Annotated in this window: 26 protein-coding genes; 16 read left to right on the top strand and 10 right to left on the bottom strand. The window is 60.1% G+C overall.

Going from position 1 to position 25,792, the window contains the following annotated elements; genetic code table 11:
* Window positions 1–167: 167 nt before the first annotated feature.
* Window positions 168–833 (top strand): L,D-transpeptidase, encoded by a 666-nt coding sequence (locus BSF79_RS12150; protein ID WP_040652264.1) that lies wholly within the window; start codon window positions 168–170, stop codon window positions 831–833.
* Between the two features lie 370 nt (window positions 834–1,203).
* Here BSF79_RS12150 and BSF79_RS12140 read toward each other — a convergent pair whose 3' ends face one another.
* From BSF79_RS12140 to BSF79_RS12110, 7 genes are all read right to left on the bottom strand, one after another.
* Window positions 1,204–1,794 carry a L,D-transpeptidase gene (locus BSF79_RS12140; RefSeq protein ID WP_067293148.1) on the bottom strand — a complete coding sequence of 197 codons (591 nt, stop codon included), beginning with the start codon at window positions 1,792–1,794 and terminating at the stop codon, window positions 1,204–1,206.
* Between the two features lie 108 nt (window positions 1,795–1,902).
* Window positions 1,903–2,460 (bottom strand): methyltransferase family protein, encoded by a 558-nt coding sequence (locus BSF79_RS12135; protein WP_237273224.1) that lies wholly within the window; start codon window positions 2,458–2,460, stop codon window positions 1,903–1,905.
* Window positions 2,453–3,361 (bottom strand): cation diffusion facilitator family transporter, encoded by a 909-nt coding sequence (locus BSF79_RS12130; protein WP_007121394.1) that lies wholly within the window; start codon window positions 3,359–3,361, stop codon window positions 2,453–2,455. Before BSF79_RS12130 ends, BSF79_RS12135 begins: the two co-directional genes overlap by 8 nt.
* Entirely contained in the window at window positions 3,351–4,121 is a 771-nt protein-coding gene (locus BSF79_RS12125) for a transglutaminase-like domain-containing protein (protein ID WP_090270125.1), read from the bottom strand. Before BSF79_RS12125 ends, BSF79_RS12130 begins: the two co-directional genes overlap by 11 nt.
* 86 nt (window positions 4,122–4,207) lie before the next feature.
* Window positions 4,208–4,825, bottom strand: coding sequence for a cation efflux transmembrane domain-containing protein (locus tag BSF79_RS12120; protein WP_047997968.1), 618 nt, complete (start codon window positions 4,823–4,825; stop codon window positions 4,208–4,210).
* Between the two features lie 113 nt (window positions 4,826–4,938).
* Window positions 4,939–5,295, bottom strand: coding sequence for a YnfA family protein (locus BSF79_RS12115; protein ID WP_208596091.1), 357 nt, complete (start codon window positions 5,293–5,295; stop codon window positions 4,939–4,941).
* Entirely contained in the window at window positions 5,262–5,690 is a 429-nt protein-coding gene (locus tag BSF79_RS12110) for a MerR family transcriptional regulator (RefSeq protein ID WP_090270123.1), read from the bottom strand. The genes BSF79_RS12115 and BSF79_RS12110 overlap by 34 nt, the downstream gene beginning before the upstream one ends.
* A 247-nt stretch (window positions 5,691–5,937) precedes the next feature.
* Between BSF79_RS12110 and BSF79_RS12105 the strand changes: the two genes are divergently transcribed.
* The 11 genes from BSF79_RS12105 to BSF79_RS19790 all read left to right on the top strand — a co-directional run bounded on the left by BSF79_RS12105 (window position 5,938) and on the right by BSF79_RS19790 (window position 13,505).
* Window positions 5,938–6,477, top strand: a complete 540-nt coding sequence (locus BSF79_RS12105; protein WP_245776397.1) for an SCO family protein — start codon at window positions 5,938–5,940, stop codon at window positions 6,475–6,477.
* A complete protein-coding gene (locus BSF79_RS12100; protein ID WP_090270122.1) occupies window positions 6,474–6,917 on the top strand; it encodes a disulfide bond formation protein B in 444 nt (147 codons plus the stop codon). The genes BSF79_RS12105 and BSF79_RS12100 overlap by 4 nt, the downstream gene beginning before the upstream one ends.
* Window positions 6,914–7,576, top strand: a complete 663-nt coding sequence (locus tag BSF79_RS12095) for a DsbA family protein (RefSeq protein ID WP_090270121.1) — start codon at window positions 6,914–6,916, stop codon at window positions 7,574–7,576. Before BSF79_RS12100 ends, BSF79_RS12095 begins: the two co-directional genes overlap by 4 nt.
* 70 nt (window positions 7,577–7,646) lie before the next feature.
* Window positions 7,647–8,078: a copper chaperone PCu(A)C gene (locus BSF79_RS12090; protein ID WP_090270174.1), complete on the top strand. Its 432-nt coding sequence runs from the start codon at window positions 7,647–7,649 to the stop codon at window positions 8,076–8,078.
* A gap of 8 nt (window positions 8,079–8,086) precedes the next feature.
* The gene (locus tag BSF79_RS12085) at window positions 8,087–8,710 is read left to right on the top strand and encodes an SCO family protein (RefSeq protein ID WP_090270120.1); all 624 of its coding nucleotides are present in this window, start codon (window positions 8,087–8,089) and stop codon (window positions 8,708–8,710) included.
* 29 nt (window positions 8,711–8,739) lie between these two features.
* Entirely contained in the window at window positions 8,740–10,056 is a 1,317-nt protein-coding gene (locus tag BSF79_RS12080) for a M23 family metallopeptidase (protein ID WP_090270119.1), read from the top strand.
* A 20-nt stretch (window positions 10,057–10,076) separates the two neighbouring features.
* Window positions 10,077–10,529: a DUF411 domain-containing protein gene (locus BSF79_RS12075; RefSeq protein WP_069301625.1), complete on the top strand. Its 453-nt coding sequence runs from the start codon at window positions 10,077–10,079 to the stop codon at window positions 10,527–10,529.
* 10 nt (window positions 10,530–10,539) lie between these two features.
* Window positions 10,540–11,322 (top strand): ZIP family metal transporter, encoded by a 783-nt coding sequence (locus BSF79_RS12070; RefSeq protein WP_090270173.1) that lies wholly within the window; start codon window positions 10,540–10,542, stop codon window positions 11,320–11,322.
* A 3-nt stretch (window positions 11,323–11,325) separates the two neighbouring features.
* Window positions 11,326–11,802, top strand: a complete 477-nt coding sequence (gene lspA, locus BSF79_RS12065) for a signal peptidase II (protein WP_090270118.1) — start codon at window positions 11,326–11,328, stop codon at window positions 11,800–11,802.
* Between the two features lie 45 nt (window positions 11,803–11,847).
* Window positions 11,848–13,344, top strand: coding sequence for an apolipoprotein N-acyltransferase (lnt, locus tag BSF79_RS12060; protein ID WP_245776396.1), 1,497 nt, complete (start codon window positions 11,848–11,850; stop codon window positions 13,342–13,344).
* Entirely contained in the window at window positions 13,341–13,505 is a 165-nt protein-coding gene (locus BSF79_RS19790) for a hypothetical protein (protein WP_047997977.1), read from the top strand. The genes lnt and BSF79_RS19790 overlap by 4 nt, the downstream gene beginning before the upstream one ends.
* A 25-nt stretch (window positions 13,506–13,530) precedes the next feature.
* On the opposite strand, the gene BSF79_RS12050 is transcribed toward BSF79_RS19790, so the two are convergent.
* Both BSF79_RS12050 and BSF79_RS12045 read right to left on the bottom strand, forming a co-directional pair.
* Window positions 13,531–14,031, bottom strand: coding sequence for a L,D-transpeptidase family protein (locus BSF79_RS12050; protein ID WP_090270172.1), 501 nt, complete (start codon window positions 14,029–14,031; stop codon window positions 13,531–13,533).
* 61 nt (window positions 14,032–14,092) lie between these two features.
* Window positions 14,093–16,444 carry a heavy metal translocating P-type ATPase gene (locus BSF79_RS12045; protein WP_245776395.1) on the bottom strand — a complete coding sequence of 784 codons (2,352 nt, stop codon included), beginning with the start codon at window positions 16,442–16,444 and terminating at the stop codon, window positions 14,093–14,095.
* Window positions 16,445–16,660: 216 nt separating this feature from the next.
* Here BSF79_RS12045 and BSF79_RS12040 point away from each other — a divergent pair, with 216 nt between their 5' ends.
* The 4 genes from BSF79_RS12040 (at window position 16,661) to BSF79_RS12025 (ending at window position 24,492) form a co-directional block, all read left to right on the top strand.
* Complete coding sequence (locus tag BSF79_RS12040) at window positions 16,661–18,988, top strand: heavy metal translocating P-type ATPase (protein WP_047997978.1); 2,328 nt, start codon at window positions 16,661–16,663, stop codon at window positions 18,986–18,988.
* Window positions 18,989–19,514: 526 nt separating this feature from the next.
* Entirely contained in the window at window positions 19,515–19,913 is a 399-nt protein-coding gene (locus tag BSF79_RS12035; RefSeq protein WP_007120878.1) for a FixH family protein, read from the top strand.
* Window positions 19,910–21,346 carry an efflux RND transporter periplasmic adaptor subunit gene (locus BSF79_RS12030; protein ID WP_090270116.1) on the top strand — a complete coding sequence of 479 codons (1,437 nt, stop codon included), beginning with the start codon at window positions 19,910–19,912 and terminating at the stop codon, window positions 21,344–21,346. The genes BSF79_RS12035 and BSF79_RS12030 overlap by 4 nt, the downstream gene beginning before the upstream one ends.
* Entirely contained in the window at window positions 21,343–24,492 is a 3,150-nt protein-coding gene (locus BSF79_RS12025) for an efflux RND transporter permease subunit (protein ID WP_090270115.1), read from the top strand. Before BSF79_RS12030 ends, BSF79_RS12025 begins: the two co-directional genes overlap by 4 nt.
* A 50-nt stretch (window positions 24,493–24,542) precedes the next feature.
* Here the strand turns inward: BSF79_RS12025 and BSF79_RS12020 are convergent, their stop codons facing one another.
* Window positions 24,543–25,784: a sialidase family protein gene (locus BSF79_RS12020; RefSeq protein WP_245776394.1), complete on the bottom strand. Its 1,242-nt coding sequence runs from the start codon at window positions 25,782–25,784 to the stop codon at window positions 24,543–24,545.
* Window positions 25,785–25,792: the final 8 nt, after the last annotated feature.

Raw genomic sequence — 25,792 nt, 5'->3', positions numbered from 1 at the left:
AAGTGCTCGAATAATCGCCATCGACCACGCGACAAGATGTAGAAGCCGAGCAATCAATCTGTGTCAAAAGAAACTCCTTGAAGCTCTAGTTGGTAGAGGTTCTATGGTACATTAAACGCCGTTTCTCGTGTCACGGCATTCGCCAGACAAAGCTGGAAGAGTATAGTATGCTGACTAGACGACATTTCGTGATGACCACCGCCGCCCTCTTTTCTGCCCCGGTTGCCAGCCCGGTGCTGGCAAATACCTGGCCGACCGAATCGCAGAAGGTTGCCTGGGACGCACAGGTGACGCCGCCCGGCTTTGACCCGGCAACCTCGAACCCCTGGGGCTTACATCCGCGGTTTCTCCCGACCCGGGTGGCCGCGAAAGACGGGCTGACACCGGGCGACATTCATGTCGATGCGGTTGCGCGCTACCTTTATCACATCGAGGAGGGCGGGACTGCCATGCGCTATGGCGTCGCCATTGCTCGTGGTGATCTGTACGAACCAGGTACATACACGATCAAGCGTAAAGTCAGATGGCCGCATTGGCAGCCGACGCAGAACATGATCGACCGCGACCCAGAACTCTACGCTGATATCGCCGACGGTATGGAGCCCGGACCTAAGAATGCGCTTGGGTCGCGAGCTCTCTATCTCTTTCTCGGCGACCGGGACACTTATCTCCGCATTCACGGTACGCCACAGCCGAGAAGCATTGGCGGTCGTGCAAGTTCCGGCTGCGTCAGAATGGTCATGGCGCACATAAACGAGCTTTATCCCAACGTCGATATTGGTTCGACGGCTTTCCTCTACTCGGCCGAGGACAGTGTCACTGCGGGAAGCTGAGGCCGTGTACCAAAGCACCATCGGTCAGGGAAAGTGACGGGAGTTTATCCTAGCCGGGGAGCACTTCGGATTACTGAACCCCGCTAGGCCGCCGGCGCGGTACAAATCGGATTTCCGCGAGGGGTTCGGAGCGGCACCAGGGTAACTTCCACGGGACCGTTGTGCAGATACCAGTAGCAGCCGTCTTCCGGCAAAAGGCGCGCGGACTGAAGATCCTGACCCGTTGCGGCCATAGCGACGACTGCCTCCGGCAGTGGTCTGTTTTGTGCAGTGTCGGGCCCGCCAGGAATAGAAGCGGAACACGCTCCCAACAAAAACGCTGCTGGGAGAAGTAAGCCAAGATGAATTCGCATATTTAAAATTTCCGCCCTTAGAACAACTTAACCTGAGTACCAACCTCGGCTAATCCAAACAACTCTTCGATATGTTCGTTGTAGAGGCCGATGCAGCCGTTCGACGATTGTCGACCGATCTTGCGCGTGTCACCTGTGCCGTGAACGCGGTAGTACTGCCATGACAGATAAAGGGCGTGTGTTCCAAGGGGATTGTCGGGGCCAGGGCCAACGAAATCCGGCCATTCGGGATTGCGCTCCTTCATCGACGGCGTAGGTCGCCAGCTCGGGCCATCCACCTTGCGAACGATTTCGGTGTAACCGCGCCGCGTCAACTCCTCCGTAAGAGGGACGCTGGAGGGGTAAAGCTTGTAGACGTTTTCGTCTTCCGACCAGAACTGCACCGCGCGGGAGTCAATGTCGCAGAGAATCGCGCCATTCCGCAGGTTGTCAAAATGATCTTGCCAGGACGCAACCCTAAACCCGGAAATATTGCTTCGCACCGCCGGTGTCGCCAGACCCTCGTTTGTCTGTGCCACTCCCCTGCCGGTTCCGAGAACCAAGCCGCTTGCGGCGGCCCCCAGGAGCGCAGCCCTGCGCGTGACTGACATGTCGTTTGCTCGTTTCATCATGAAAACCTCAAATTTTATCTGTTTGGACTATTCTCGGACCTCCACCCACTAGAGCTTCAACAGGCTGCCACTCACAAAGCCGTGAGATCAGCTGTCCTTATGCTGTCAGAGAAACCTGCGGGTTGTGCGGAGGTAGCCTCGGTATGGGTCCCCGTAGCGATCAATCAACCAGCGCTCTTCAGCGAAGGGCGCGAGTGCCAATGCAGTAACGCCGGTGATAATCACTGGCCACGCGAGGATCGAGGCGGAGAGCAGTCCGATCCCGATGAGGATCGCCATGTCAGCCACATACTGAGGATTGCGGGAGAACCGGTAAAGGCCACGGGTCCGCAGAACGCCTTCATCACCACTCGTCGCCGCCATCCCAAGTTGCATCACACCGGACCAGACAACGGCATTGCCCAGAACGATCAGACAAAGCCCTAAACCCCAACGTATGATCCATGGGAAGTCGAGCTCACCCCATTCTAGCAGAGCCAAAACGATGGCAGATCCGAAGCCGACGCACGTAAGTCCCCAGACGACAATCTTGTGGGCTCCTGTAGAGTGAATCGGCGGCCAGACTCGTCGCTCCGGTTGGAACATGGACCAGAGTATACCCGCGACCAGCAACAGATTGGCCGCACAACCCAGCACGAGAACCACGGTTTTGAGGTCACCCATGACCATACCTGTCTGCGTCCCGATGTTTGGTCGCTGAGCGTTCAAACTCCAGCGTTGAGTGGTCGATCCCGAATTCCTCGTCGAGGCGGGTCTTGATTGCCGTCTTGATGTTTTCGAGGTCATCCCAGCGGTCCTCGGCGATTACGACGTGGGTATCGAGCGCCGCACGATGCTCCTGCATCTGCCAGAAATGTGCGTGATGAACTTCCTCGACTCCGTCCACGTCCTCCACGGCCGCGATAACCTTGTCCGTGTCGATATCGGGCGGGCTTCCCAACATCAGGGTGCGGATCGGGCCACCGATCTCGCTGAAGGCGAGCCAGAGGATATAGGCGGCAATCCCGATGGTGATCGCCGGATCAACCCAGCGGACATCGTAGAGAAGGATGAGAACGCCACCGACGATCACGGCCACAGACGCCAGCGCATCGCTGAGGTTGTGGAGGAACAGCGCCCGGATGTTCACGCTGCCTTTCTGCATCGAATAGGTCAGCCACGCGGTGAGGGTATCGATGAACAGCGCCACACTGCCCAGGATGACCACGGTCCAACCCGCGACTTCGGGCGGATCAACAAACCGCATCGCGCCCTCATAGACCAGATAAAGGCCGATGATGATCAGCGAGGTATAATTGATAAGCGCGGCGACGATCTCGACCCTGCCATATCCGAAGGTCATTTTCGCATCGGCCGGGCGGCGCGCGATCTTGCGCGCGCCGAATGCGATGACGAGCGACGCCATGTCGGAGAAGTTGTGGATGGCATCCGCGATCAGCGCGAGGCTGCCGGATAGTATCCCGCCGACAATCTGCGCGACCGTCAGGAGGCCGTTTGCCCAGATGGCAATGGCAACCCGCCGGTCGCCTTCTTTAGGCTCCATATGGGCATGATCATGCGGCACGAGAAGCCTCCTCATGGCCGTGGTTTGGCGGGCTGAGCCCTGGAACGCTTGGCAAACGACCAGCGCGGATCGCCCTGCCGCGGGCATTCATCCAATGGCGAATGAGGTGCCGATAGATCCAGTCGCGCAGGGGGCCAAACGCCTGACGATGGTGCTCATAAAACATGTCAGGATTATCGAATGTTCCAAAATCGCGGGCGATGCCGGTCTTCTGGATATATGTACTCTCCCCCGTCCATCCGACTGGCGGTGCGCTCAAGCAGTCGGTCCCGGCACCGTAGCCGCATAGGGACCGTGTCTCGGGAAACGACCGCTGCAGGGCCAACAGGAAGGGTGTGTCGAGGATGAAGCCCTCAAGATCGACCCATCCTGCCTCGGTCTCGACCTCGATCCATGAGTGGAGGATTTCTGCGGGTGCGATCGGATAGATCAGTTCAGGCACGACGCCCCGTTGCAACGCTTTGTGGATTGTGAAGCCGTGCAAGCGGCATCTTACGCCGACAGCGCGTAGAAGCGCCATCAGCAGCGTTCCCTTCGTGTTGCATTGTCCATACCTGTCGTCGAGTACTTCAGAGGCAGGAATGTCGTCGGCGCGGTTATAGCCAAAGTCGATCTCGTTTAGCACGAAGTCGTAGATTGCACCAATTCGATCATGCAACGGCAAGGTTCCCCACCCCCGGTCGGCGATCAGAGCGGCAAGTGAAGGATGCCTGAAATCCAAGAGTGGCGTGGACGAAAGCAGCGGGTCAACAGGGGTCATGAGCGTTTCCTAGAATCAACTATACAGAGATGATAGTTTCTACAGTCACTGTAGCTTCAACCTTTATCTTGTCGCGACGCGAGAGACTATTCTGGTTGGTGATTGTGAACTGCCTTGTGATGCTCGTCATGCGCGTCCCGCAGGATGCCTATGCCGCCCCACGCCGCGATGCCAGCCACCGCGACCCCGACAACGAGGTCGGGCCAGTTGCTGCCCAACCACCAAACGAGACTGCCCGCGATCAGGATGCCGCCGTTCGATGCGAAATCGTTGAGGCTGAAGGTGTTGGCGGCCCGGATGTTCACGTCCGGTTCCTTCAGTCGCCCGAGCAGCCAGATGCAGGCGAGGTTGACGACCGCAGCTATCAGCGACATTGCGATCATCAGAGTTCCGAGCGGTTCGGAACCGCCGACATAGCGCCGCCAAGCGTCAATCAGAATGCCAACCGCAAAGATCAGAAGCAATCCGCCGGATACGTTCGCGGCACCCCGCTTCCACTTCGACGACCGGGACAAGGCCAGAAGGCTGATGCCATAGACGAGGCTGTCGGATGTGTTGTCGAGACCATTGGCGATCAGGGCGCTGGAATCGCCGATAGCTCCCGTGGCGAAGAACCCCGCAGCGATTGCGAGATTGAGACCGAGAACAATCCAGAGCGTCTGGCGCTCTTTTTCATTCTTCCCGCTGAATTCGCTTTCGACCATCGAACTGGCAAACCTTCCGATTTCTAAGAAAGGGGGCAGAAACGCCCTCTTCGGATGCAGCTGTCAATAAGATATATAGAACCTCTAGCGACTGTAGATCCAAAATAGCTTATTTACGTCCCTCTGGGCACCGAAAGAATAATCGCGGCACCGATCAAACAGATGGACGTCCCTATGAAGTCCCATCTGTCAGGTCGCTCGCCCTCGACGAACCACATCCAGAGCATGGAGGCCCCGATGTAGATGCCGCCATAGGCTGCGAAAGCGCGGCCCGCTGCGCTGGTTTCGACCTGCGCCAGCAACCAGCCGAAAAGCGCGAGCGCGATTATGCCGGGTGCGAGCCAGAGCGGTGATGCCCCAAGACGCCACCACGCCCAGATGGCGAAACACCCGCTGATCTCCGCGACAGCAGCCAGCGGATAGGCAATTGCGGCGTTCAAGCCCCAATCCCGTCGTGCTCGGTGAGACATTCCGCATGGTCTCGAAGGACCTCCAGAACCTTGCACTCCGCAACGCTGTCACCGTCGCACTCGGCGACCATGCGTTTCAATTCCTTCTTAAGCGCTTGCAGACGCTTGATCCGCTGTTCGACTTGGTGGAGTTGCCGACGCGCGATCGAATCCGCCTCCGCGCAGGATTGGGACGGGTTGTCCGAGAGGTCCAGCAGCTCCCGGATGGAGTCGAGCGAAAATCCGAGCTGGCGTGAGTGCCGGATGAAAGCCAGCCGGTCGAGATCCTTTTCAAAGTACCGGCGCTGGCCGCCTGCGGTCCTTCCGGCCTCGTTCATCAAACCGATTTCTTCGTAGTAGCGGATCGTCTGAACCTTGGTTCCGGTTCTCCGCGAGAGTGTTCCAATTGCCAGCATGTGCGATCCTTCAATCTACAAAGACTGTAGCTTACTGAAGAGCCAACTCCATTGAAAAGACAAAGGTTTCACTTTGGTGTGACTTCGGACAACAAAAAGTAACTTTTCGCTTGAACCTCTATCTGCTGTAGCTTGTATCCCGCGCACAGACAAACTGAACAGGTGGGTAGCGCAAGCAATGAAGAAGGTCCGGATAGTTCTCTGGTCGGCAGTGGTTGTCGCTGCGGCGGTGTCAGCCACGCTTTGGATGACTGAACGCAATCAGGGACCGGTCGCCGCGCGTGTTGATCCTGAGGCCGAGAGTTTCACTGCGGATTTTGAGCTGACGGACCATACCGGTATGGTGCAGACCGACGAGGATTTCCGAGGGCGCTGGATGCTCGTCTTTTTCGGATTTGCGAACTGCCCCGACGTGTGTCCCATGGGGCTCGCAACCATCGCGGAGGTCATGGACGAGCTCGGCACCCAAGGTTCCGCCGTCCAGCCCCTGTTCATCACGGTCGACCCTGAAAGGGATACGCCAAGCGCTCTGGCCAACTACGTTCCCCAGTTTGGTCAGGGAATCCTTGGGTTGAGCGGACCGCCGGACCAAATCGAACGCACTGCCGAGACCTTCAAGATCTACTACCAGAAGATCGAGGAAGCCTCGGCGCCCGACGGCTATGCGATGGGGCATACGTCGTCCTTCCTCCTGTTCGATCCGGAAGGCGAATTTGTCCGCATCTACGAATACGACGAGGAACCCAGACTGATCGTTACTGATCTTCGCGAAAGGATCGGCGCGTGACAGCTGGCCCAGACGCAACGCCACGCGCCGCGAGCCCGGTAGCTTTCCTCTTCGCGGCATGGTTCGTCGCCTTGTCCGCGTCGCTTGCCGTGCTCTTCATCGGAGAGGTTCTGGGGCAGACCCCCTGCAATCTGTGCTGGTTCCAGCGTGCCTTCATGTTCCCGCTCGCGGTCATCCTCGGGGTGGCGGCTTGGCGCGCCGACCTCTCGATCTGGCGCTATGCCGCGCCGCTCGCGGTTCTGGGTGGTGCCGTCGCCCTTTACCATTCCCTGCTTTACGCAGGGATCGTGTCGGCGCCGATCGTCCCCTGCACGGCGTCCGGGCCATCCTGCACCGATGACGCGATGCTGATCCTTGGCCTGCCAATCCCTCTGCTCTCCCTGCTGACGTTCGGGGCGATCCTTGTCCTTCTCATTCAACTTCGACGGATATCAATATGAACCGAAAGACACTTCTGCTCGCGATACTCACTCTGGTACTGGCCGTTTTCGTGGCTGGTGCCTGGTTCGTATCGCGCCCCGATCCGACCCCGGTGGCGACAGCCGCTCCGCTGGAACAACAGAATCGTCTTGTTCGGTCCTATTCTCCCATACTCGGGCGCGAGGATGCGCCAGTGACCATCGTGGAGTTCTTCGACCCAGCCTGCGAGGCCTGCCGCGCCTTCCATCCCATCGTGAAGCAGATACTGGCGCAACACCCCGACGATGTGCGCGTCGTCATGCGCTACACGCCGTTCCACGGCGAGGGGTCCGAGCTGGCAATCAAGGTGCTGGAAGCGGCTCGGTTGCAGGACGTTTTTGTTCCCGTGCTGGAAGCGCTGCTTGAAAATCAGCCCGCCTGGGCCTCTCACGGCGCTCCGGCAGCTGAGCGCATCATGGAGATCGCCGGAGCGGCGGGCTTGGACACAGACGCCGCCGCAAATCAGATCATGTCACCCAGCATCGTCGGCGTCCTCAATCAAGACCGGGCAGACGTCGAAGCTGTCGGAATCCAAGGCACACCGACGTTCTTCGTCAACGGTAAGCCTTTGCCAGAGTTCGGTGCGGAGCAGCTCTTGTCGCTCGTCCAAGCCGAAGTCGAGGCTGCGGCAACAAACTAGAACGAACAGGAGACCCAACGTGTTCAAAACCTTCGCAAAGGCAATCCAGAGCCTGTCTGTCGCTCTTCTGATGGGCTTGCCAATGGCATCCTCAGCGCAGCAGTTGTCAGAGAACGCATCGATTGTGGTCGAGAGCCCCTGGGCGCGCGCGAGCCTTGGAATGTCGCGGCCCGGCGGGGCCTATCTGACCGTTCGGAACGAGGGCAGCGAGCCGATCTCCCTTATCGGTCTTCGCGCGGAGATCTCCGGCATGGCTTCGATCCACGAAACCAGAACCAATTCTGACGGCGTCAGCATCATGGCTCCGGCGGACAATATCGTGATCCCGCCCGGGGGTATGTTCGCCCTTGAACCCGGCGGATATCACGCCATGCTGATGCAACTGCAATCTCCGCTCGTCGAGGGGGAGACCTTTCCGCTGACCCTGCTCTTTTCCGATAGAACAGAGCTTGAAATCACCGTCCCGGTCCTTGGCATCGGCGCACGCGGCCCCGAAGGCTGATCCGGCTGATGATGAGGGTGGCCAAAATCGCAGCGATCGGAGCGACGGCGGTCTTTGCCGCCCTGTTTGTCGGCTGGTGGCAGGTAGATGGGCCTGGCGCTGACTCCGCGCCGGGCAAGCGGTCTCTACCGCTGACTGCTATGGAATTCAGCCTGACGGATCAGGATGGTCGGGATGTCGGCCCGGAAACCCTCATCGGCGAGCCGAGTCTGGTCTTCTTCGGATTCACCTATTGCCCCGACGTTTGCCCGACGACCCTTTCGGACATTTCCGGATGGCTCGACGAGATTGGGCCGGACGCCGAAGACCTGAATACCGTTTTCATCACCGTAGATCCGGACCGCGACACGGTCGAGACCATGGCCGAGTATGTCTCGTATTTCCATCCGCAGATACAAGGATGGACGGGCTTGCCAGACCAGATCGCGGCCATCGCCGATAGTTTCCGTGCCACCTATGAGAAGGTTGAGGGGGAAAACGGCGAATATACGATGAACCACACGGCGGGTGTTTTCTTGTTCGATGCGACAGGTCGCTTCGTCACCACCATCGACTATCACGAACCACGCGAATTCGCCGTGCCGAAGATAAGGCGCGCGATGCAGAACAGAACCGAGAGGGCAGAATCTTGAAACTGAGACATATCGTTCTGGGAACGACAATGGCCGCGGCAGCGGTCAGCACGATAGCGAGCCGGGCTTTGATCCTGGAGGCGCCGCCCGAGTACATCTTTTCCGAGGCTCCGGAAGCCTTGGACAGTCCACCCGAACCTCTCGATGGACCAGGCGTCAACGCATCTGGCGAGACGATGCCGAATATGCTTCCGGCCGCTTTTCAGCCGCCTGAGTTTCCCGCACTCGAACGGGCCGAGCCAGATAATCTGATGGCGCTTGTTCAGGCCCTCGCCACGCCGCCTTGGGAGGCGACGGTCGAGGCGGGTGACACATTGGACGTGCTTCTCTCTCTCGCGGACATGGATGCGCAAACTCGGACCGAAGTCGCACTGGCACTGACGGTTGAATACGACCTGCGCCGCCTTCGACCGGGCCATCGTCTCAGCGTCGACTTTCGCCCGGACGGAACGCCATCCGTTGTGACGTTGGCTGTCGATGACGGTGTGCGGATCGAAGTCACCCTGGACGACACCATTGCGAGTCGGACGGTAACGCCGAGCGCGTTGACAGTCGAGCGTGCGAGCCAGCTGCTGGTAAACGGGTCGATCTACGCTTCGCTGGATCGAGCAGGCGTCCCGGCCCGTTTTGCCGTCGATCTCGCACAAATCCTCGGGGAAACGGTCGACTTTCGCAGGGATCTTCAAGGCGGAGAGACCCTGAATATCCTTTGGGGTCAGACCGTCCTTCGCGATGGTTCAGAGGTCGGTCAACCGTCAATCTCCTATGCGGCCCTCGATCTGGCCGACGACCGCTTCGAAATCCTCTGGTCAGCCGAAGACAGCGGGCGGGCAACGGTCTATTTGAATGGTGAAATCCTGCGGACGGTCGCGCCGCCGGTGGAAGGCGCACGACTGTCGTCGGTCTTCGGGCAGCGCAAGCATCCGATCTACGGCAATATGCGGATGCACACAGGTGTCGATTATGCCGCCGCTGCGGGGACACCGATTGCAGCGACCGCACCCGGACGGGTCTCCTTCATCGGATGGCGGAGCGGGTATGGCCGGGTGGTCGAGATCGCGCACGGGTCAGACACAATGACCCGCTATGCGCACCTCAGCGCTGTGCCGGAGGGTCTGGCCGTCGGAAACCGCGTGGTCGCGGGCGAAACGATTGGCCAGGTCGGTGAGACAGGCACGGCGACAGCTCCGAACCTTCACTACGAAGTGCGCGTGGACGGCCGACCTATCGATCCGCTCGGGGAGGAATTGCTCGCCTCTGCGGAAAATTTCGACACTGCGGATGCCACTGAAATCCTTGAAGAGACGCGCACACGGTTCGCGACCTTTCTTCGCGAAGACACATGACTGATTTGAAAGGAATTCCGATGAAAAACAGGTTTCAAACCTTGGCCGCTGCGACCCTCATGATTGCTGCCGCGACGGCAGTAACCGCCCAGACCGCTATCCACGTCGGAAAGACGCGCGGCTGCGGTTGTTGCCTTGCCTGGATGGAAAAGCTGTCCGATGCCGGGTTCGCTCCTGAAGGTGAGAATATGGGCGGGGCGTTGATCCGTCTGAAAATGGATCGCGGTATTCCCGTCGATATGTTCTCCTGTCACACGGCGACCGTCGAAGGCTACACCATCGAGGGTCACGTTCCGCCAGCCGATATTACTCGACTGCTTGAAGAACGTCCCGATGCCATAGGCCTGGCCGTGCCCGGCATGCCCATCGGCTCGCCCGGCATGGATTTCGGCGACGATGCCGAAGCCTACGATGTCTTTCTGGTGAAATCCGACGGCTCCACTGAGATCTTTTCGTCCTATCCGGCGAGTTAAAGTGGAGCAAATCACAACACTCTCACCAGTCGCACTGGGCTTTCTAGGCAGCCTGGCCGCCGGTCTCATGACCGCCGTCGGGGCGACGCCCGTGCTTCTCGGCAAGACCCCGTCACGCAAATGGCGCGATATTTCGCTCGGCTTTGCCGCCGGGGTCATGCTTGCCGCGTCTTTCTTTTCTCTCATTATACCGGCACTCGACGCAGCGGAGGGCCGATACGGGGATGGCGCGATACCGGCGCTGATCGTCTGTGCTGCGATCCTGATGGGCATGGGCGCGGTCGCCATGATGAACGAAATGATACCGCACGAGCATTTCAGCAGCGGTCGTGAGGGCCCGGAGGCCGTCTCGCTACGACGTGTGTGGCTCTTCATCATTGCCATCACGATCCACAATGCGCCGGAGGGTCTGGCCGTCGGCGTCGCGTTCGGTGCCGACGGTTTTACAGGCGGATTTCCCGTCGCTCTCGGGATCGGATTGCAGAACGCGCCTGAAGGGCTGGCTGTTGCAGTCGCCCTACTGGGCGAGCGATACTCGGCGGGCCGTGCGTTCGGCATCGCAGCACTGACTGGTTTGGTCGAACCCGTCACGGGCTTTCTTGGTGCCGCGGTGATCGTCGTGGCGCAGCCTCTCTTGCCCTGGGGTCTGGCTTTTGCGGCGGGCGCGATGCTCTATGTCATCAGCCACGAGATCATCCCGGAAACCCATCGCAGCGGCCACCAGAAGCAGGCGACGACCGGGCTCGCGATCGGCCTCGTCGTCATGCTGTTCCTAGATGTCTGGTTGGGGTGATTCATGGCAATTCGCTCCATTGGCATTTGCACAGCTGTCGCGGCGCTCGCCGCCGATCAGGCATCGAAGGCGTTCGTGCTCGCGAATGCGGAAACGCTCGCCCCCGGCGTCGCTGTGCTCCCCGGCTTCAACCTGATCTTCCACCGCAACTACGGCGTGACCTTCGGGTTCTTTCAGAATGTGCCGTGGTGGCTCCTTGCATTGGTCGCCACCACCATCGTCCTGTTTCTTGCCGTCTCGCTAATCCGGGCAACGCGGGCAGCCGAGGCGGTTGCCTACGGCATGGTGATCGGCGGCGCTCTTGGGAATGTCGTGGATCGTTTTCGCTTTGGCGGTGTGACCGACTTTCTGGATTTCTATCTCGGAACGGCGCATTGGCCAGCGTTCAACCTCGCGGATGTCTTAGTGGTCTGCGGCGTCGGGATTTTGCTGATCTTCTCGGGGCGCGAAAAGGTCGCTGCGTCCGAAACCTCAAGATAGATCTCGGTGATTTCAATCGGCATCACTGTTCTCCGCATTTCCAGAATGTCAGGTATCATCCTCACATTCTGTGCATTCGGTCTCGGCGCTTTGGCGGTTCTCGCTCTGCCACCATTCTCGATGCCGGTGCTTTTGCCCGTCGCGTTTGGCGCGCTGTATCTCCTCACGGTCGGAGAGAGCCGCATGCGGGCCGGACTTGCCGGATGGGCGTTCGGCGTTGGCTTCTTCCTGTTCGGATTGTCCTGGATCGCGGAGAGCTTTTTCGTCGACGCGGAGCGGTTCGGCTGGATGGCCGTTCCTGCGGTGGCTGGACTGGCCGCCGGCCTTGCGCTGTTCCCGGCGGCGGCAATGGCAGCGTTCGCATGGAGCAGGACGAAAGGTGTCTCCGGCGCATTGATCTTCGCGGTCTGCTGGTCGGTTTCTGAATGGCTGCGCGGCACCATGCTGACAGGCTTCCCCTGGAACCTGATTGCCTATGCATGGGCCGACTACGATATTCCACGCCAAATGGCCGCATGGGTTGGCAGCTACGGACTTGGCCTCCTCACAGTTCTGCTGTCGGTCCTGCCCGTAACGCTCCTCATGCGGAATCGTCGGCAAAATGCGTTCGCCGCATTTGTTTTCATGTCGGTGGTGGGGGGTGCCGGAACCCTCGGTACGGTTCGCCTTATGGCCACCACACCGCCAACAGACACAACCGTCAGGATCGTTCAGGGAAACATTCCTCAGACGGAGAAATGGGACCCCGCGTTCCGCGAACGGAACATATCCCGCTATCTGGACCTGTCTGCGCAGTCTGGCAGCTTCGACGTCCTTCTCTGGCCTGAAAGTGCATTTCCCGGTTATCTTGATGAGAATCCTGAAATGTTGGGTCGAATTGCAGAACGTCTGCCTGAGGGCCGCGTTCTTCTGACCGGTGCACAGACGCGCGAGTCGGACGGCACTGGCACACGCTACAGAAATTCGATCCTCGCAGTCGATCAGACCGGACAGATCGTCACGCGATACGCCAAGCATCACCTCGTGCCGTTCGGGGAATACGTTCCCCTGCGGAGTTTTCTTCCGATCCAGCGATTGACCGCAGGGCTTGGGGACTTCACGCCCGGTACCGGCCCCCAGACCGTTGAGCTACCCGGTTTATCTCCGGTCGGCCTTTCGATCTGCTACGAGGCCATTTTTCCGGGACGTGTCGTAGACGCCGCTTCGCGTCCGGACTGGATATTCAACGCCACCAATGACGCTTGGTTCGGTGCGTCTCTCGGTCCCCGGCAACATCTGGCCTCTGCCAGGATGCGCGCGGTCGAAGAGGGGCTGCCTTTGGTTCGCGCGGCCAACACGGGCATTTCAGCAGTTATCGATGGGTACGGCCGGATCGTCGCCCGCCTCGGGCTCGATGAGACCGGCGTGCTGGACGCCCGCTTGCCAGCTGCGCTCCCGGCCACGCCATTCGCGAAATACGGGCAGATGATGTTCCTGCTCGTTTTGGCAGCGTGCATCGCGGGTGCCATTGGGTTGACTATTGGAAAGGAAAAGGCACCATGATCGTGATCTTCGGAGCATTGGTCGGCGCCGCATGGGGCGGATATCTCGCCAAGAAGCGTGGCGGCAACAGGCTGGACATCGCCCAGTACGCGGCAAGTTCCGCGATCGCATTCGGACTCCTGGCGTTGTTCGCCTCGATCGTTCTTGCACGGGTTCTATGAACCGCCGTCCAAGGCCGGATAGGCGCTAGGCGAATATGTCGATCGGCGTCCCGTCCCGCACCATCGCGTAGATATCCTCAATTTCGCGGTCCGACACCGCGATGCAACCCGCCGTCCAGTCTGGCTTGATCGCGTCGATCCCGGGTCGTGGCCCGCCATGGATGAAAATGTCGCCGCCTGGCTCACGTCCCTGTGCAGCGGCGAAGGCGATATCGGCCTCGTTCGGATAAGAGATTCCGATGGAGAGATGGAACAGACTGTCGGGATTGCGTCGGTCGACGGTATAAGCCCCTTCGGGCGTTTTCCCGTCACCCTCGAACTGCTTGGGCCCCTCGGGCGCGAAACCGAGGTCTATCCTGTAGGCTTTCAGGACCGAGGTATTGTCGAACAGGAACAGGTTCCGGTCACCTTTGAACATCTGCAACCGGGTGACCTCGGGCCCATCGTAGGTTCGGAATTTGCTGGCGCACCCTGCAAGGCCAAGTGCAAGTCCGCCCAAGAGTGCCGTTCGTCGTGTCGTTTTCATCATGTCGTCCGCTCGATCTTTTTACCTGTCCACTCATATCGGTATCGGTATGCCTGATCAATCAATGGCCGTGGGCCAGGGCTCCCTGCGCCATCTTCTCTCCCACTTGCTCTCCCCCGGACCCGTCCGGCCGGTCCTTCTTGGCCCGGAGCAGCCTGAGCGCGTTGGCGACTACCAGTAGCGAAACGCCGACATCCGCAGCGATGGCACCCCACATTGTTGCCATGCCGAACGCTGTCAGCCCGACGAACAGCGCCTTCGTCGCAAGCGCAATAGCGATGTTCTGATGGATGACGTTCATGGTGCGGCGGGAATGGCCTATCAGCCATGGCACCTTGGCGATGTCGTCCGTCATCAGGGCGATATCGGCGGTCTCAATGGCGGCATCCGATCCGACCGCACCCATGGCGATGGCGAAATGCGCCCGCGCCATGGCTGGGGCGTCATTCACACCATCTCCGATCATTGCCACGACATCGTAACTGGCAACCAGTTCTTCGATTGCCGCCACCTTGTCTTCTGGCAGGAGTTCTGCGCGAACCTCATCGATGCCGACTTCCGCCGCCACGGCGCGCGCCGTGCGTTCATTGTCGCCGGTCAGCATGATGATCTTTTGCACGCCTTGGGCATGCAGACGCGCCACGACCCCCTTCGCATCCGGGCGGATACGGTCGCGCAGTTCGATCAGGCCCAGCAGGCGGCTTCCGGAGCCCACGGCCACGAGCGTGCTGCCAGCCCCCTCAATCCGCTCCAGCAGATCGCGGGGGATTGCGTCACCGAGACCTTTCTCGGTCGCAAAGCGATCCGAACCGAGCCAGACGGGCTGGCCCTCCCATGTTCCTTCGACGCCGCGGCCCGGCACCGTTTGGGTGTCGGTAGCCGCCGACTGCTTCAGCCCATCGCGTTCGCCGCGCGCCAGGATGGCCCGCGCGAGAGGATGCGAAGAGCGGGCTTCCAGCGCGACAGCGGCACTCAGAAGGTCGCGCTCGGCCGTGCCGCCCAAGGGATGCAGACCCGCGACCTCCGGCTCGCCCATGGTGATCGTTCCGGTCTTGTCCATTGCCAGGGCGGTCATACGCGAGGGGGCCTCGACATAGGCACCGCCCTTGATCAGCACGCCGTTGCGCGCAGATGCCGCGAGCGAGGCAACGATGGAAACGGGTGTGGAGATAACCAGCGCACAGGGGCAAGCGATTACCAGAAGAACCAGTGCATTGTAGAACCAATAATTCCATGCCCCCGCGAACAGCAGCGGTGGAACGACGGCGATTAGAACCGCCAGCACCATGACAATAGGCGTGTAGATGCGGGCGAACTTTGTGACCCACTGTTCAACCTCGGCGCGGCGCGAATGAGCGTCGCCTACCATACGGATGATTTTCGAGAGCACGGTATCGCCTGCGGCCTTGGTGGCCCTGACCGTCAGTGTGCCGTCGCCGTTGATCGTTCCGGCATACACTTCATCGCCAGTTTCCTTTGCCACAAGAGCACTTTCCCCGGTAATCGGAGCCTGATCAACATCGCCGCGACCCTCGGTCACCTCTCCGTCGAGCGGGATACGGTCTCCGCCGCGCACCACGAAGCGGTCACCGATCGCAACCTGAGCCGCAGGAACATCGGTCTCCGATCCGTCGTCACGAATGACGCGCGCCGTGGGTGGTGCTAGGTCCAACAGGGCCGAGACCGCGTTGCGCGCACGCCCCACGCTCCAGGATTCGAGAGCGAGGGACAGAGCAAAGAAGAATGCGACCGTTGCCGCCTCGAAAAACTCGCCCAGACCGATCGCCCCGGCCACGGCGACGATCATCAGCAAATTCATGTCAGGCGAAAATCTACGCGCGGCGGACCATGCTTTGGGGGCGACCAGCCAGGCTCCGAACACCACCGCCAGCATGAACAGCCCCATCTCGACCAGAGGCATAGACGTCTCGCCATGACCGGAGAAGAGCCGCAGCGCGCCGCCCGCCCCCGTCTCGACGATGTGGTAAAGGAACCCCGCGGCCCAGAAGCCGCCGCTGAGCCCGGTGAAGAGGCGTTGACGTGCGAAATGGGCCGCCTGGTCCGCTTCGGCGCTTTCAGCATCCCACATCTTCGCGCTCATCCCAGTCGACCCGACGATCTTGATGATCTTATCGTCGCTGAGCGGTTTGGCGCTTTTGAGGATGGTCATGCGCCCGTTGATCACATCGAAGGCCAGATGCTCGCTGCCGCCGACTTCCGGCCCGACGACCTTGTTCAGGATCGCGACCTCTTCCGCACAATCCAGCCCGTTAACGCGAAAACTGCGTCCGGAGGATGGTGGAGGTGCTGCCACCTGCGCGGTGTCTTCGGCCGTCTGGCCGCAGCAAGCCTTTGTGTCTTTGCGATCATCCTGATGACCGTGCGGATGCGTGTCTGGACCGTGGTGGGACATGGGAAACCTCTGAGAATAAGCGTTGAGCCAAAGATAGGAGCTTCAGTTGCTAGAGGTTCAAGAAGTTTCTTGGGATGTTCTGTGCTTAAGGCCATCACAATCAGCACTGTACCTCCTCTGAACTGTTCGGGCGCGACAGCGAGGCGATTGGACTTGACCTTCCATCTACGGGAAGCACTATTTGCGGACCCAGTGTAGTTTTTGAAAGGCTGGGAAATGGATCAGATAGTAGGCAAGGATGCGTCAGAGCGGTCGTCGGATCATGCCGTGGATCCGGTGTGCGGCATGTCCGTCACAATTTCTCCGGACGCACGCCGTGCAGACTATGACGGTGAAATTTTCTATTTCTGCTCCGACAGGTGCCACACCAAGTTCAAGGCTGATCCAGTTTACTACGCCTCTGGCAAGGCATCGGATCGTCGCATGACCTCACAAGCAGGCGCGCAGTATACATGCCCGATGCACCCTGAAATCGTACGTGATGAACCCGGATCTTGCCCGATCTGTGGCATGGCGCTTGAACCGATGTTACCGTCGGATGAACCCAGTGAGGAACTGACCGACTTCACCCGCCGCATGTGGATCAGTGCCGCCGCGGCCGTTCCCCTGGTCATCCTAACCATGGGTGAGTTGGTCGGTCTGCCCGTCCGAGACTGGATCGGGCATCAACTGGCGACCTATGTCGAGTTCGCGTTGGCGACACCAATCGTCCTATGGGCGGCGAAACCCTTCTTCGAGCGGGGATGGGCGTCGATCGTGAACCGCTCGCCCAACATGTGGACACTGATCTCCATCGGTGTCGGTGCGGCCTACATCTATTCGCTGGTGGCTACGTTCCTTCCGGGCGTGTTTCCGGAGGTCTACCGGATGGGCGCGGGGGTCGGCACCTACTTTGAGGCCGCCGTTGTCATCATCACCCTGATTTTTGTTGGGCAGGTTCTGGAGCTGAGGGCGCGGGAACGGACCGGCGATGCCATTCGGGCACTACTCGACCTGGCCCCGAAAACTGCGCGACGTATCCTGCCCGACGGCACAGAGTATGACGCGCCGCTGGAAAACATCGTTGAGGGGGATCGTCTGCGGGTCCGCCCAGGCGACGCGATCCCCGTCGACGCCACGGTCATGGACGGTACGTCGTCCATCGACGAGAGCATGATCACCGGCGAACCCCTGCCGGTCGAAAAAGGTCCCGGCGATACCGTCACCGGCGGCACGATCAACAAGAACGGATCCCTTGTCATCGAGGCCGCGCGCGTGGGTGCCGACACGATGCTGAGCCAGATCGTCGAGATGGTTTCGAACGCGCGTAGGTCCCGCGCGCCGATTCAGGGTCTTGCCGACAAGGTCTCATCCTACTTCGTGCCGACCGTTGTCCTGATCGCGCTGCTCGCATTCGTCGCGTGGCTGAGCTTCGGACCCGAACCTGCTCTGGTCTTTGCCATTGCCTCGGCGGTGTCGGTGCTGATCATCGCCTGCCCCTGTGCTCTGGGTCTGGCGACCCCGATTTCGATCACGACGGCCGCGGGGCGCGGTGCACAGGCGGGTGTGCTGATCAAGGACGCCGAAGCTCTGGAACGCATGGCCAAGGTCGATACGCTGATCGTGGACAAGACGGGTACCCTGACCGAGGGGAAGCCGAAGCTGACCGATGTGGCCGCTCTGGGCGACGAAAGCGAGGAAACCATTCTAACCCTAGCTGCCGCCCTGGAAAAAGGCTCGGAGCACCCGTTGGCGGAGGCCATCGTGGAGGGTGCGATGGAGAAGGGCATCAAGGTCGGCAATGCCGAAAACTTCGAGGCGGTGACCGGAAAAGGCGTGCGCGGAACTGTCTTGGGGCGGGCTGTCGCACTTGGAAATACCGCAATGATGCGCGACATGTCTCTCGACACATCTACGGCGGAGGAAGCGGCAGATGTTCTACGGGCCGAGGGTAAGACCGCCATGTTCGTAGCCATTGAAGGTAAGCTGTCCGGCATCGTCGCAGTGGCCGACCCGATCAAGGAGTCGACTGCCGAAGCCATCAAGGTACTGCACGAGGCAGGTCTGCGGATCATCATGGCGACAGGTGACAACGAACGCACCGCCAGCGCCGTGGCGCAGCGGCTTGGAATCGACGAGGTTCGGGCCGGCGTTCTGCCGGAAGATAAGAAGGCGCTGGTCGACGAGCTGCACGCCGAAGGCAGAAAGGTCGCGATGGCGGGTGATGGTGTCAACGACGCGCCAGCCCTGGCCGCAGCGGACGTCGGCCTTGCCATGGGTACGGGCGCGGACGTGGCGGTTGAAAGTGCGGGCATCACGCTGTTGCGCGGGGATCTGAACGGCATCGTCAAGGCGCGGACACTGGCGGTGGCGACGATCCGCAACATTCGCCAGAACCTGTTCTGGGCGTTTGCCTATAACACGCTCGGTGTTCCAATCGCGGCAGGGGTCCTCTACCCGGTCTTCGGCCTATTAATGTCACCAATGATCGCCGCAGCCGCGATGAGCCTTTCTTCAGTCTCGGTCATCGCAAACGCTCTCAGGCTGAGGCGATTGAAGCTTTAGCGGGTCCGCGTTTTGAACGTGAAGTAGGTCAATTATCCATTTCAGCAAAACGTGTATTGCTGGTCTGTCAGAAATCCAACATAGCTGACCGATGATACTCAAAACGCGCCTTTTTGTGCTTACTCTTTTGATTGGCGTTGTTCTGGCGCAAATCAGTCATGCGTCCATTTCAAGCGTGGATTCAGGGTCTTCGATGGTCATGCAAAGCGATTGCTGTCCAGATGACTGCCCGGACATGCCGGAATGCGATGCTGCTTGCATTTCGACGATGCAATGTCGGGTAGCCCCGATTGTGCTGGGGCTGGAACGAGCAACTCTAGCGAGCTTGCCGAGCCCCGGAAACGCAGAGTTCTCACGGGCCGAGGCGGCAGCGCACCGACAACATGCGGACATTGAGCTTCAAAGACCGCCCAAGGCATGACGGGTCAGGTGTCTTTCGCACCAAAATCCACGCGCCGATGTAACGTATAGACTCAGGGTCGATACGATGGCTGGCGTTCCCGTTGCCCGTCAAAATAGGCGTATCATGCTCCGTTATATCCCCACCTTTCTTGCGACCCTCGTGGTTGCGACCCAGCTCTCCGTGCCGATAGCACAGGCGGCTGCATCTGATTACAACCTTGTTCTCGTCGAAACGACCTATCCCTTCGGAGACGGCGCGGTTCTGGAGCTTCGTCTGATTGATACCCGCACCAATGCGCCCGTCGAAGGCGCCGTCATCTTTGCCACAAGGCTGGATATGGAGCCGGACGGCATGGAGACGATGACTTCGACGGTCTTGGCGTTGCCCGGCGAAGAGCCGGGTCTCTATCGCTTTTCCGCCGATCTGACGATGGACGGAAACTGGCGGTTTTCCGTTGCGGCCAAGGTGCAGGGCGAACCTGAAACTGTTCAGGCGCAAATCGTGCTCGAGGTGCTGCCATGAGCGTCTTTGGCAAATTGGTGCTTATCGGCGTGGTTGGCGGCGCGGCTGGATGGGCGGGCCTCGCGGCAGGCGTCAAGGGTTGGACGCCTGCTATGCTGGCAAATGTGGCGCAGACGCAATTCCCCGCGCTGATGGGACGGCAAGCTGAAGCAATGCCAGCCGCAACCCGAACGCCGACAGGCCCGGTCATCTACTACCGACACCCTGACGGTCTCGCCGAATGGTCCGCCGCGTCGACCGAGACTGCCGATGGAAAGTCCTTTTTGCCGGTCCTGGCGAACGAAGACGTATCGTTTGATCCAGAGGCGATCACGCCTCTAGAGGCAGAGAGTGGCGAACGAACCCTACTCTACTACCGCCACCCGATGGGCCTGCCTGATACGTCGCCGGTGCCAAAGCTGGATTCCATGGGGATGGACTACCTGCCCGTCTATGCCGACGAGGTAAGCGATGCCGGATCAGTGACCGTATCGCCCGGCAAGCTGCAACGCACGGGCGTGCGTACGTCAATTGCAGTGTTTGATCCCATGGCAACAACAGTGCGTGCGCCGGGGATCGTCGCGCTGGACGACCGTAGAGTCAGCGTCATTTCATTGCGTGCGGATGCGTTCATCGAAGAAGTTGAGGATGTAACGACCGGATCAATCGTTGAAGCGGGCGAACCGCTGGCGATGCTCTATTCCCCAGAGGTCGTCGCCGCTGCGGCGCAATATGTTTCCGACCTTCGGGGCGGTGAAGGGAGGGTCGAAGGCAGCCGCCAAAGGCTGGCAAATCTGGGCGTCCCAGCAGCCGTCATCGACAAGATCGCGGCGGAAAGGCGTACGCCGGTGCAAATCACTCTGATGGCACCGCGGTCGGGCGTGGTACTCGAACGGATGGCCGTCGAAGGCATGATGTCCGAGGCCGGAGAAACGCTGTTTCGTATTGCCGATACATCGGTTGTCTGGGTCATGGCGGACGTGCCGGAATCTGCGCTCGCGGGCCTTTCGGATGGAAACGCTGCGACGATCACCTTCCCAGGCCTGCCGGGCGAGACCTTCAGCGGCTTGATCGACAAGATATACCCTGAAGTCGATATGCAGACCCGGACTGCACGCGTCCGCATCGATCTGTCCAACCCCGAGGGTCGCTTGCTGGTCAACATGTTCGCGGATGTGGTTTTGGCGACGGGCGACGGTGCGCCCGTGGTGCAGGTGCCGGAAACGGCGGTGATCGACACCGGCGATCGCCAGGTGGTGATCCGCGATATGGGAGAGGGGAAATTTGTGCCGCAGGATGTGGTGCTGGGGCGGCAGGCCGCCGGGATGGTGGAAATCCTTGAAGGCATTGTGGAGGGCGACCGGATCGTCACCACCTCGACCTTTCTGATCGACGCGGAGAGCAACCTGAACGCAGCCCTGGCTGCGCTGACCGCCCCGGAGGCAGTCGAATGATCGCGCGTGTCATCGAATGGTCCGCCCGCAACCTTGTTCTGGTGTTCTTTGCCACGGCCCTGATCATCGCCGCAGGGGTCTGGTCACTGCGCAACTTGCCGATCGACGCTATTCCCGACCTGTCTGACGTGCAGGTGATCGTGCTGACCGATTATCCGGGCCAGGCTCCGCAGGTCGTCGAGGATCAGGTCACCTATCCGCTGACTTCGGCGATGCTGACGGTGCCGCGATCCCGCGTCGTGCGGGGGTTTTCGTTCTTCGGCATTTCCTTTGTCTACATTATCTTCGAGGACGGCGTAGACCCCTATTGGGCACGGTCTCGCGTTCTGGAATACCTGAACGCCGCGGCAGCCCGCCTGCCGGACGGCGTGACGCCCACGCTCGGTCCCGATGCGACCGGGGTCGGATGGGTTTACCAATACGCGATCACCGGAGAAAATCTGTCGCTGGCCGAATTGCGGTCGTTGCAGGATTGGGTCGTCCGCTTTGGTGCAAGCCGTGCCGAGGGCGTGTCCGAAGTGGCCAGCGTCGGCGGCTTCGTCAAGCAATACTCGGTCACGGTGGATCCGGTGCGGATGCGGGCGCAGGGGTTCACGCTGTCCGACATCGGCAAGGCCATCTCTGAAAGCAACATGGACACCGGCGGGCGCACGGTAGAGCTTTCCGAGTTCGAATTCATGGTACGCGGACGGGGCTATCTGTCGGGGACCGAGGATATCGGCAACATCACCCTGCGCAGTATCGGCGGCGTCCCGATCAGCCTGCGCGACGTGGCGCGGGTCGAAATCGTCCCCAATGAACGCCGCGGCATCGCCGAGTTGAACGGTGAGGGCGAGGTGGCCAGCGGCATCGTGCTGCAACGGGTGGGCGCCAATGCACTGGACGTGATCGAAAACGCCAAGTCAGAACTGGATGTGGTTGCTCAAAGCTTGCCGGACGGGGTCGACATCGTGCCGGTCTATGACAGGTCCAACCTGATCCTGTCGGCAATAGAGACGCTGAAAACAACGCTTCTCGAAGAAAGTCTCGTTGTGGCCGGGGTCACGATCATTTTTCTGTTGCACGTCCGGTCGGCCCTCGTAGCGATCATCATGCTGCCTATCGGATTGCTCATGGCGTTCACCGCGATGAAATTCCTCGGGATCGGGGCCAATATCATGAGCCTCGGCGGCATTGCCATCGCCATCGGCGCGATGATCGACGCCGCCATCGTGATGATCGAGAACGCGCACAAGCATTTGGAACGTGCTGCCCCCGATAAGCCCCGCATCGAGGTGCTGATCGAAGCCGCAAGCGAGGTCGGCCCGGCACTGTTCTTCAGCCTGCTGATCATCACCGTATCGTTCCTGCCGATCTTTGCACTGGAAGGACAGGAGGGACGCATGTTCGGCCCGCTGGCCTATACCAAGACGTTTTCGATGGCGGCGGCGGCGTTCCTGTCGGTGACGCTGGTGCCTGCGCTGATGGTGGTCTTCGTGCGCGGCCGGATCATCCCTGAACACAGGAATCCGGTGAATCGGGCACTCATCGCCGTTTACCGCCCAATCATCCGCGCCGTGCTGAAGGCCAAAAGTCTCACGATCATAGTGGCTCTCGCCGCACTGGTGGTCACGATCTGGCCCGCGCGGCAGTTGGGGTCAGAGTTCATGCCCGTCCTGAACGAGGGCACGCTGATGTATATGCCGACCACTTTGCCCGGTCTGTCAGTCACCAAGGCCGCAGAGTTGATGCAGACGCAAGACCGCATCATCAAGACCTTTCCCGAGGTCCTGACCGTCTTCGGCAAGGCGGGCCGCGCCCTGACCGCGACCGATCCCGCGCCGACCGAGATGTTTGAGACGATCATCCAGCTCCGCCCGGAAGACGAATGGCGGCCCGGTGTGACGACCGAAAGCCTGCGGCAGGAAATGGATGCCGCCCTGCAATTTCCCGGCGTATCGAACGCCTGGACGATGCCGATCCGGGCGCGCATCGACATGCTGTCCACCGGAATCCGCACGCCTGTGGGGATCAAGGTCTTCGGCACCAGCCTGACCGAGATGGAAAAGGTCGCCCGTGAGGTCGAAGCCGTGGTACGAACGGTGCCCGGAACGACCAGCGCCTATGCCGAACGGGTGATCGGCGGCTATTACCTCGACATCACCCCGGACCGTACAGCGCTTGGCCGCTACGGTCTGTCGGTGCAGGATGTGCAAGAGGTAATCGGCATGGCGTTGGGGGCCAAGGCCATCACGCAGACCGTCGAGGGGCGCGAGCGCTACGACGTCGCAGTGCGCTATCCGGCGACACTGCGGTCTGATCCGGAGGCGATTGGGCGCGAGGTTCAGGTTGCACTGCCGGGCGGTGGCACCATTCCGCTGGGGGACGTGGCCACCATTGAACGCACCCGCGGAGCTACGTCGATCCGCACCGAGAACGGACAGCTTGCCGTATATATCTTTGTCGATATCGTCGGACGCGATCTTGGCGGCTATGTGGCCGAAGCTCAGGCGGCGGTCGCGGCCTCCGTCACTCTGCCACCCGGCTATTCTTTGGGCTGGAGCGGTCAGTTCGAATACCTTGAACGCGCGAAACAGCGGCTGGCCACTGTTGTGCCGCTGACGCTGGCGCTGATCTTTCTGCTGCTTTACCTAAACTTCCGCCGCCTGACGGAAACCTTGATCGTGATGCTGTCGCTGCCTTTCGCTCTGGTCGGTGGCATTTGGCTCATGTGGTTCATGGGCTTCAACATGTCGGTTGCGGTGGCCGTCGGGTTTATCGCGCTGGCCGGGGTGGCGGCTGAAACCGGAGTGATCATGTTGATCTATCTCGATCAGGCGTTGAATGAAGCGCGTGCCCGCGCGGGCGACAGGGACCTGACCCGCGACGAGCTCTACGCCGCGATCATGGTGGGTGCAGTAGACCGCGTGCGCCCCAAGATGATGACAGTTGTCGCAATCATGGCCGGCCTGATGCCGATCCTTTGGGCGCATGGCACCGGGTCCGAGATCATGCAGCGCATCGCAGTGCCCATGATCGGGGGAATGGTGTCGTCAACCTTGCTGACCCTGATCGTCATTCCGGCGGTTTATGCCATCATCAAAGGGTGGAGCCTGAAGCAAGCCGGTACAGTGCCTGATTTGGCCCTCGGGCGGGCCGCAGAATAAGGGCAACGGCGTCAAGCAAGCAATAGGATATTGAGATGTATGCTCGAAACCTATGGAGTCACCGCGACTTCGACCATGCGGATTGTAGTGTCCCCATCCCCGCCGCCGGTCGGCTGCGTCCAGGCCACAAACGTATTGGCGTCTCCGCGCGCCATTCGGGGAAAACCGATCGATCCGCCGCCCCGATTGATATGGAGCGCCTGAGGCGCTGCGCATCCGGTACTTCGCGATATGTGGCACATGACGATCGCTTCACCGCCTCCCACATATTCAATCCAGAGCGCCAATGCGCTTCCATCCGGCATTTGCAGAACATCCACCCGTCCCGCGGCTGTGCCGAGGTCAATGCGGAGCGGTTCGTCAAACTGCGCGCCGCCATCGTCCGAAAACGCGATATAAACCTCCGGTTTATTCTCAGCTGCAGTGAACCAGATGACGGACACCTTGTCGTCCATCTTATCAACAGCTGGGCCATTTACGGGGCAGCCGGCAATTTCCCATCCGTCGTCGTGAACAGTGAGGGGTTGCGTCCAGTCCCCTCCGGTAGATCGAACAATCGAAATGTCGCGGATTTCATCGGCGGTTCGATCACGATAGACCGCCACGATATCGCCCGAAGCGGTCCGCGCTGCGGACGTCTGACAACAAGTACAAGCGCGCGCGTCCAACAGGCTTTCTGGCTTCATCGTTCCGTCAGAGTTGATCTGTCGTGCGCGCAGCTGCATCGCATTCTCGAAGTTTTCGCCTTCTGTTTGACTGTCATACTCCCGGCCATCCAGCCACAGCGCCGTCAACCCGCCAAACTGATCGGGAACCAACGAAACAAAACCGTGCTCGCGTTGTGATCTGTCATCATGGGGAACAAGCGGTTCCGTCCAGCTTCTGCCTTCATCTTTAGAAAAAGCGATATTGACGTCATATTGGTAATCACCCTCCCCATTCAGTTTAAGCCATTGTGCCGCCAGGCCGCCATCAGCCAGCACCGCTACCGATGGAAAATCGGCCCAGTTGATGTAAATCTTTGACGATTTATGAATTGTGCGAGCGTCCGACCACTCGCTGCCATCAAGGATGGCCATGCGAACTTCCGCTTCGGCTCCGTTTTCTTCTGTCCAACTCAATACGACCCGGCCATCCGGCAAGGTTGCAAGTGATGGCTCACGGGCACCGATGCCGACCGGGGCTGCGCGGTCGGTCAATCTGAAGAGGTCGGTTTCCTCGGCATATGTTGCGGTGAAAGAACTGAAAAATGCACCAATACTCAATATGGACGCAAAAAGACATTTACTCATGAAAACGT

Source organism: Thalassovita taeanensis (assembly GCF_900110775.1).
Classification (GTDB): Bacteria; Pseudomonadota; Alphaproteobacteria; order Rhodobacterales; family Rhodobacteraceae; genus Litorimicrobium; species Litorimicrobium taeanense.
Note: the sequence above shows the minus strand (reverse complement) of the source record. Positions and strands in the feature narration are given on the sequence as shown.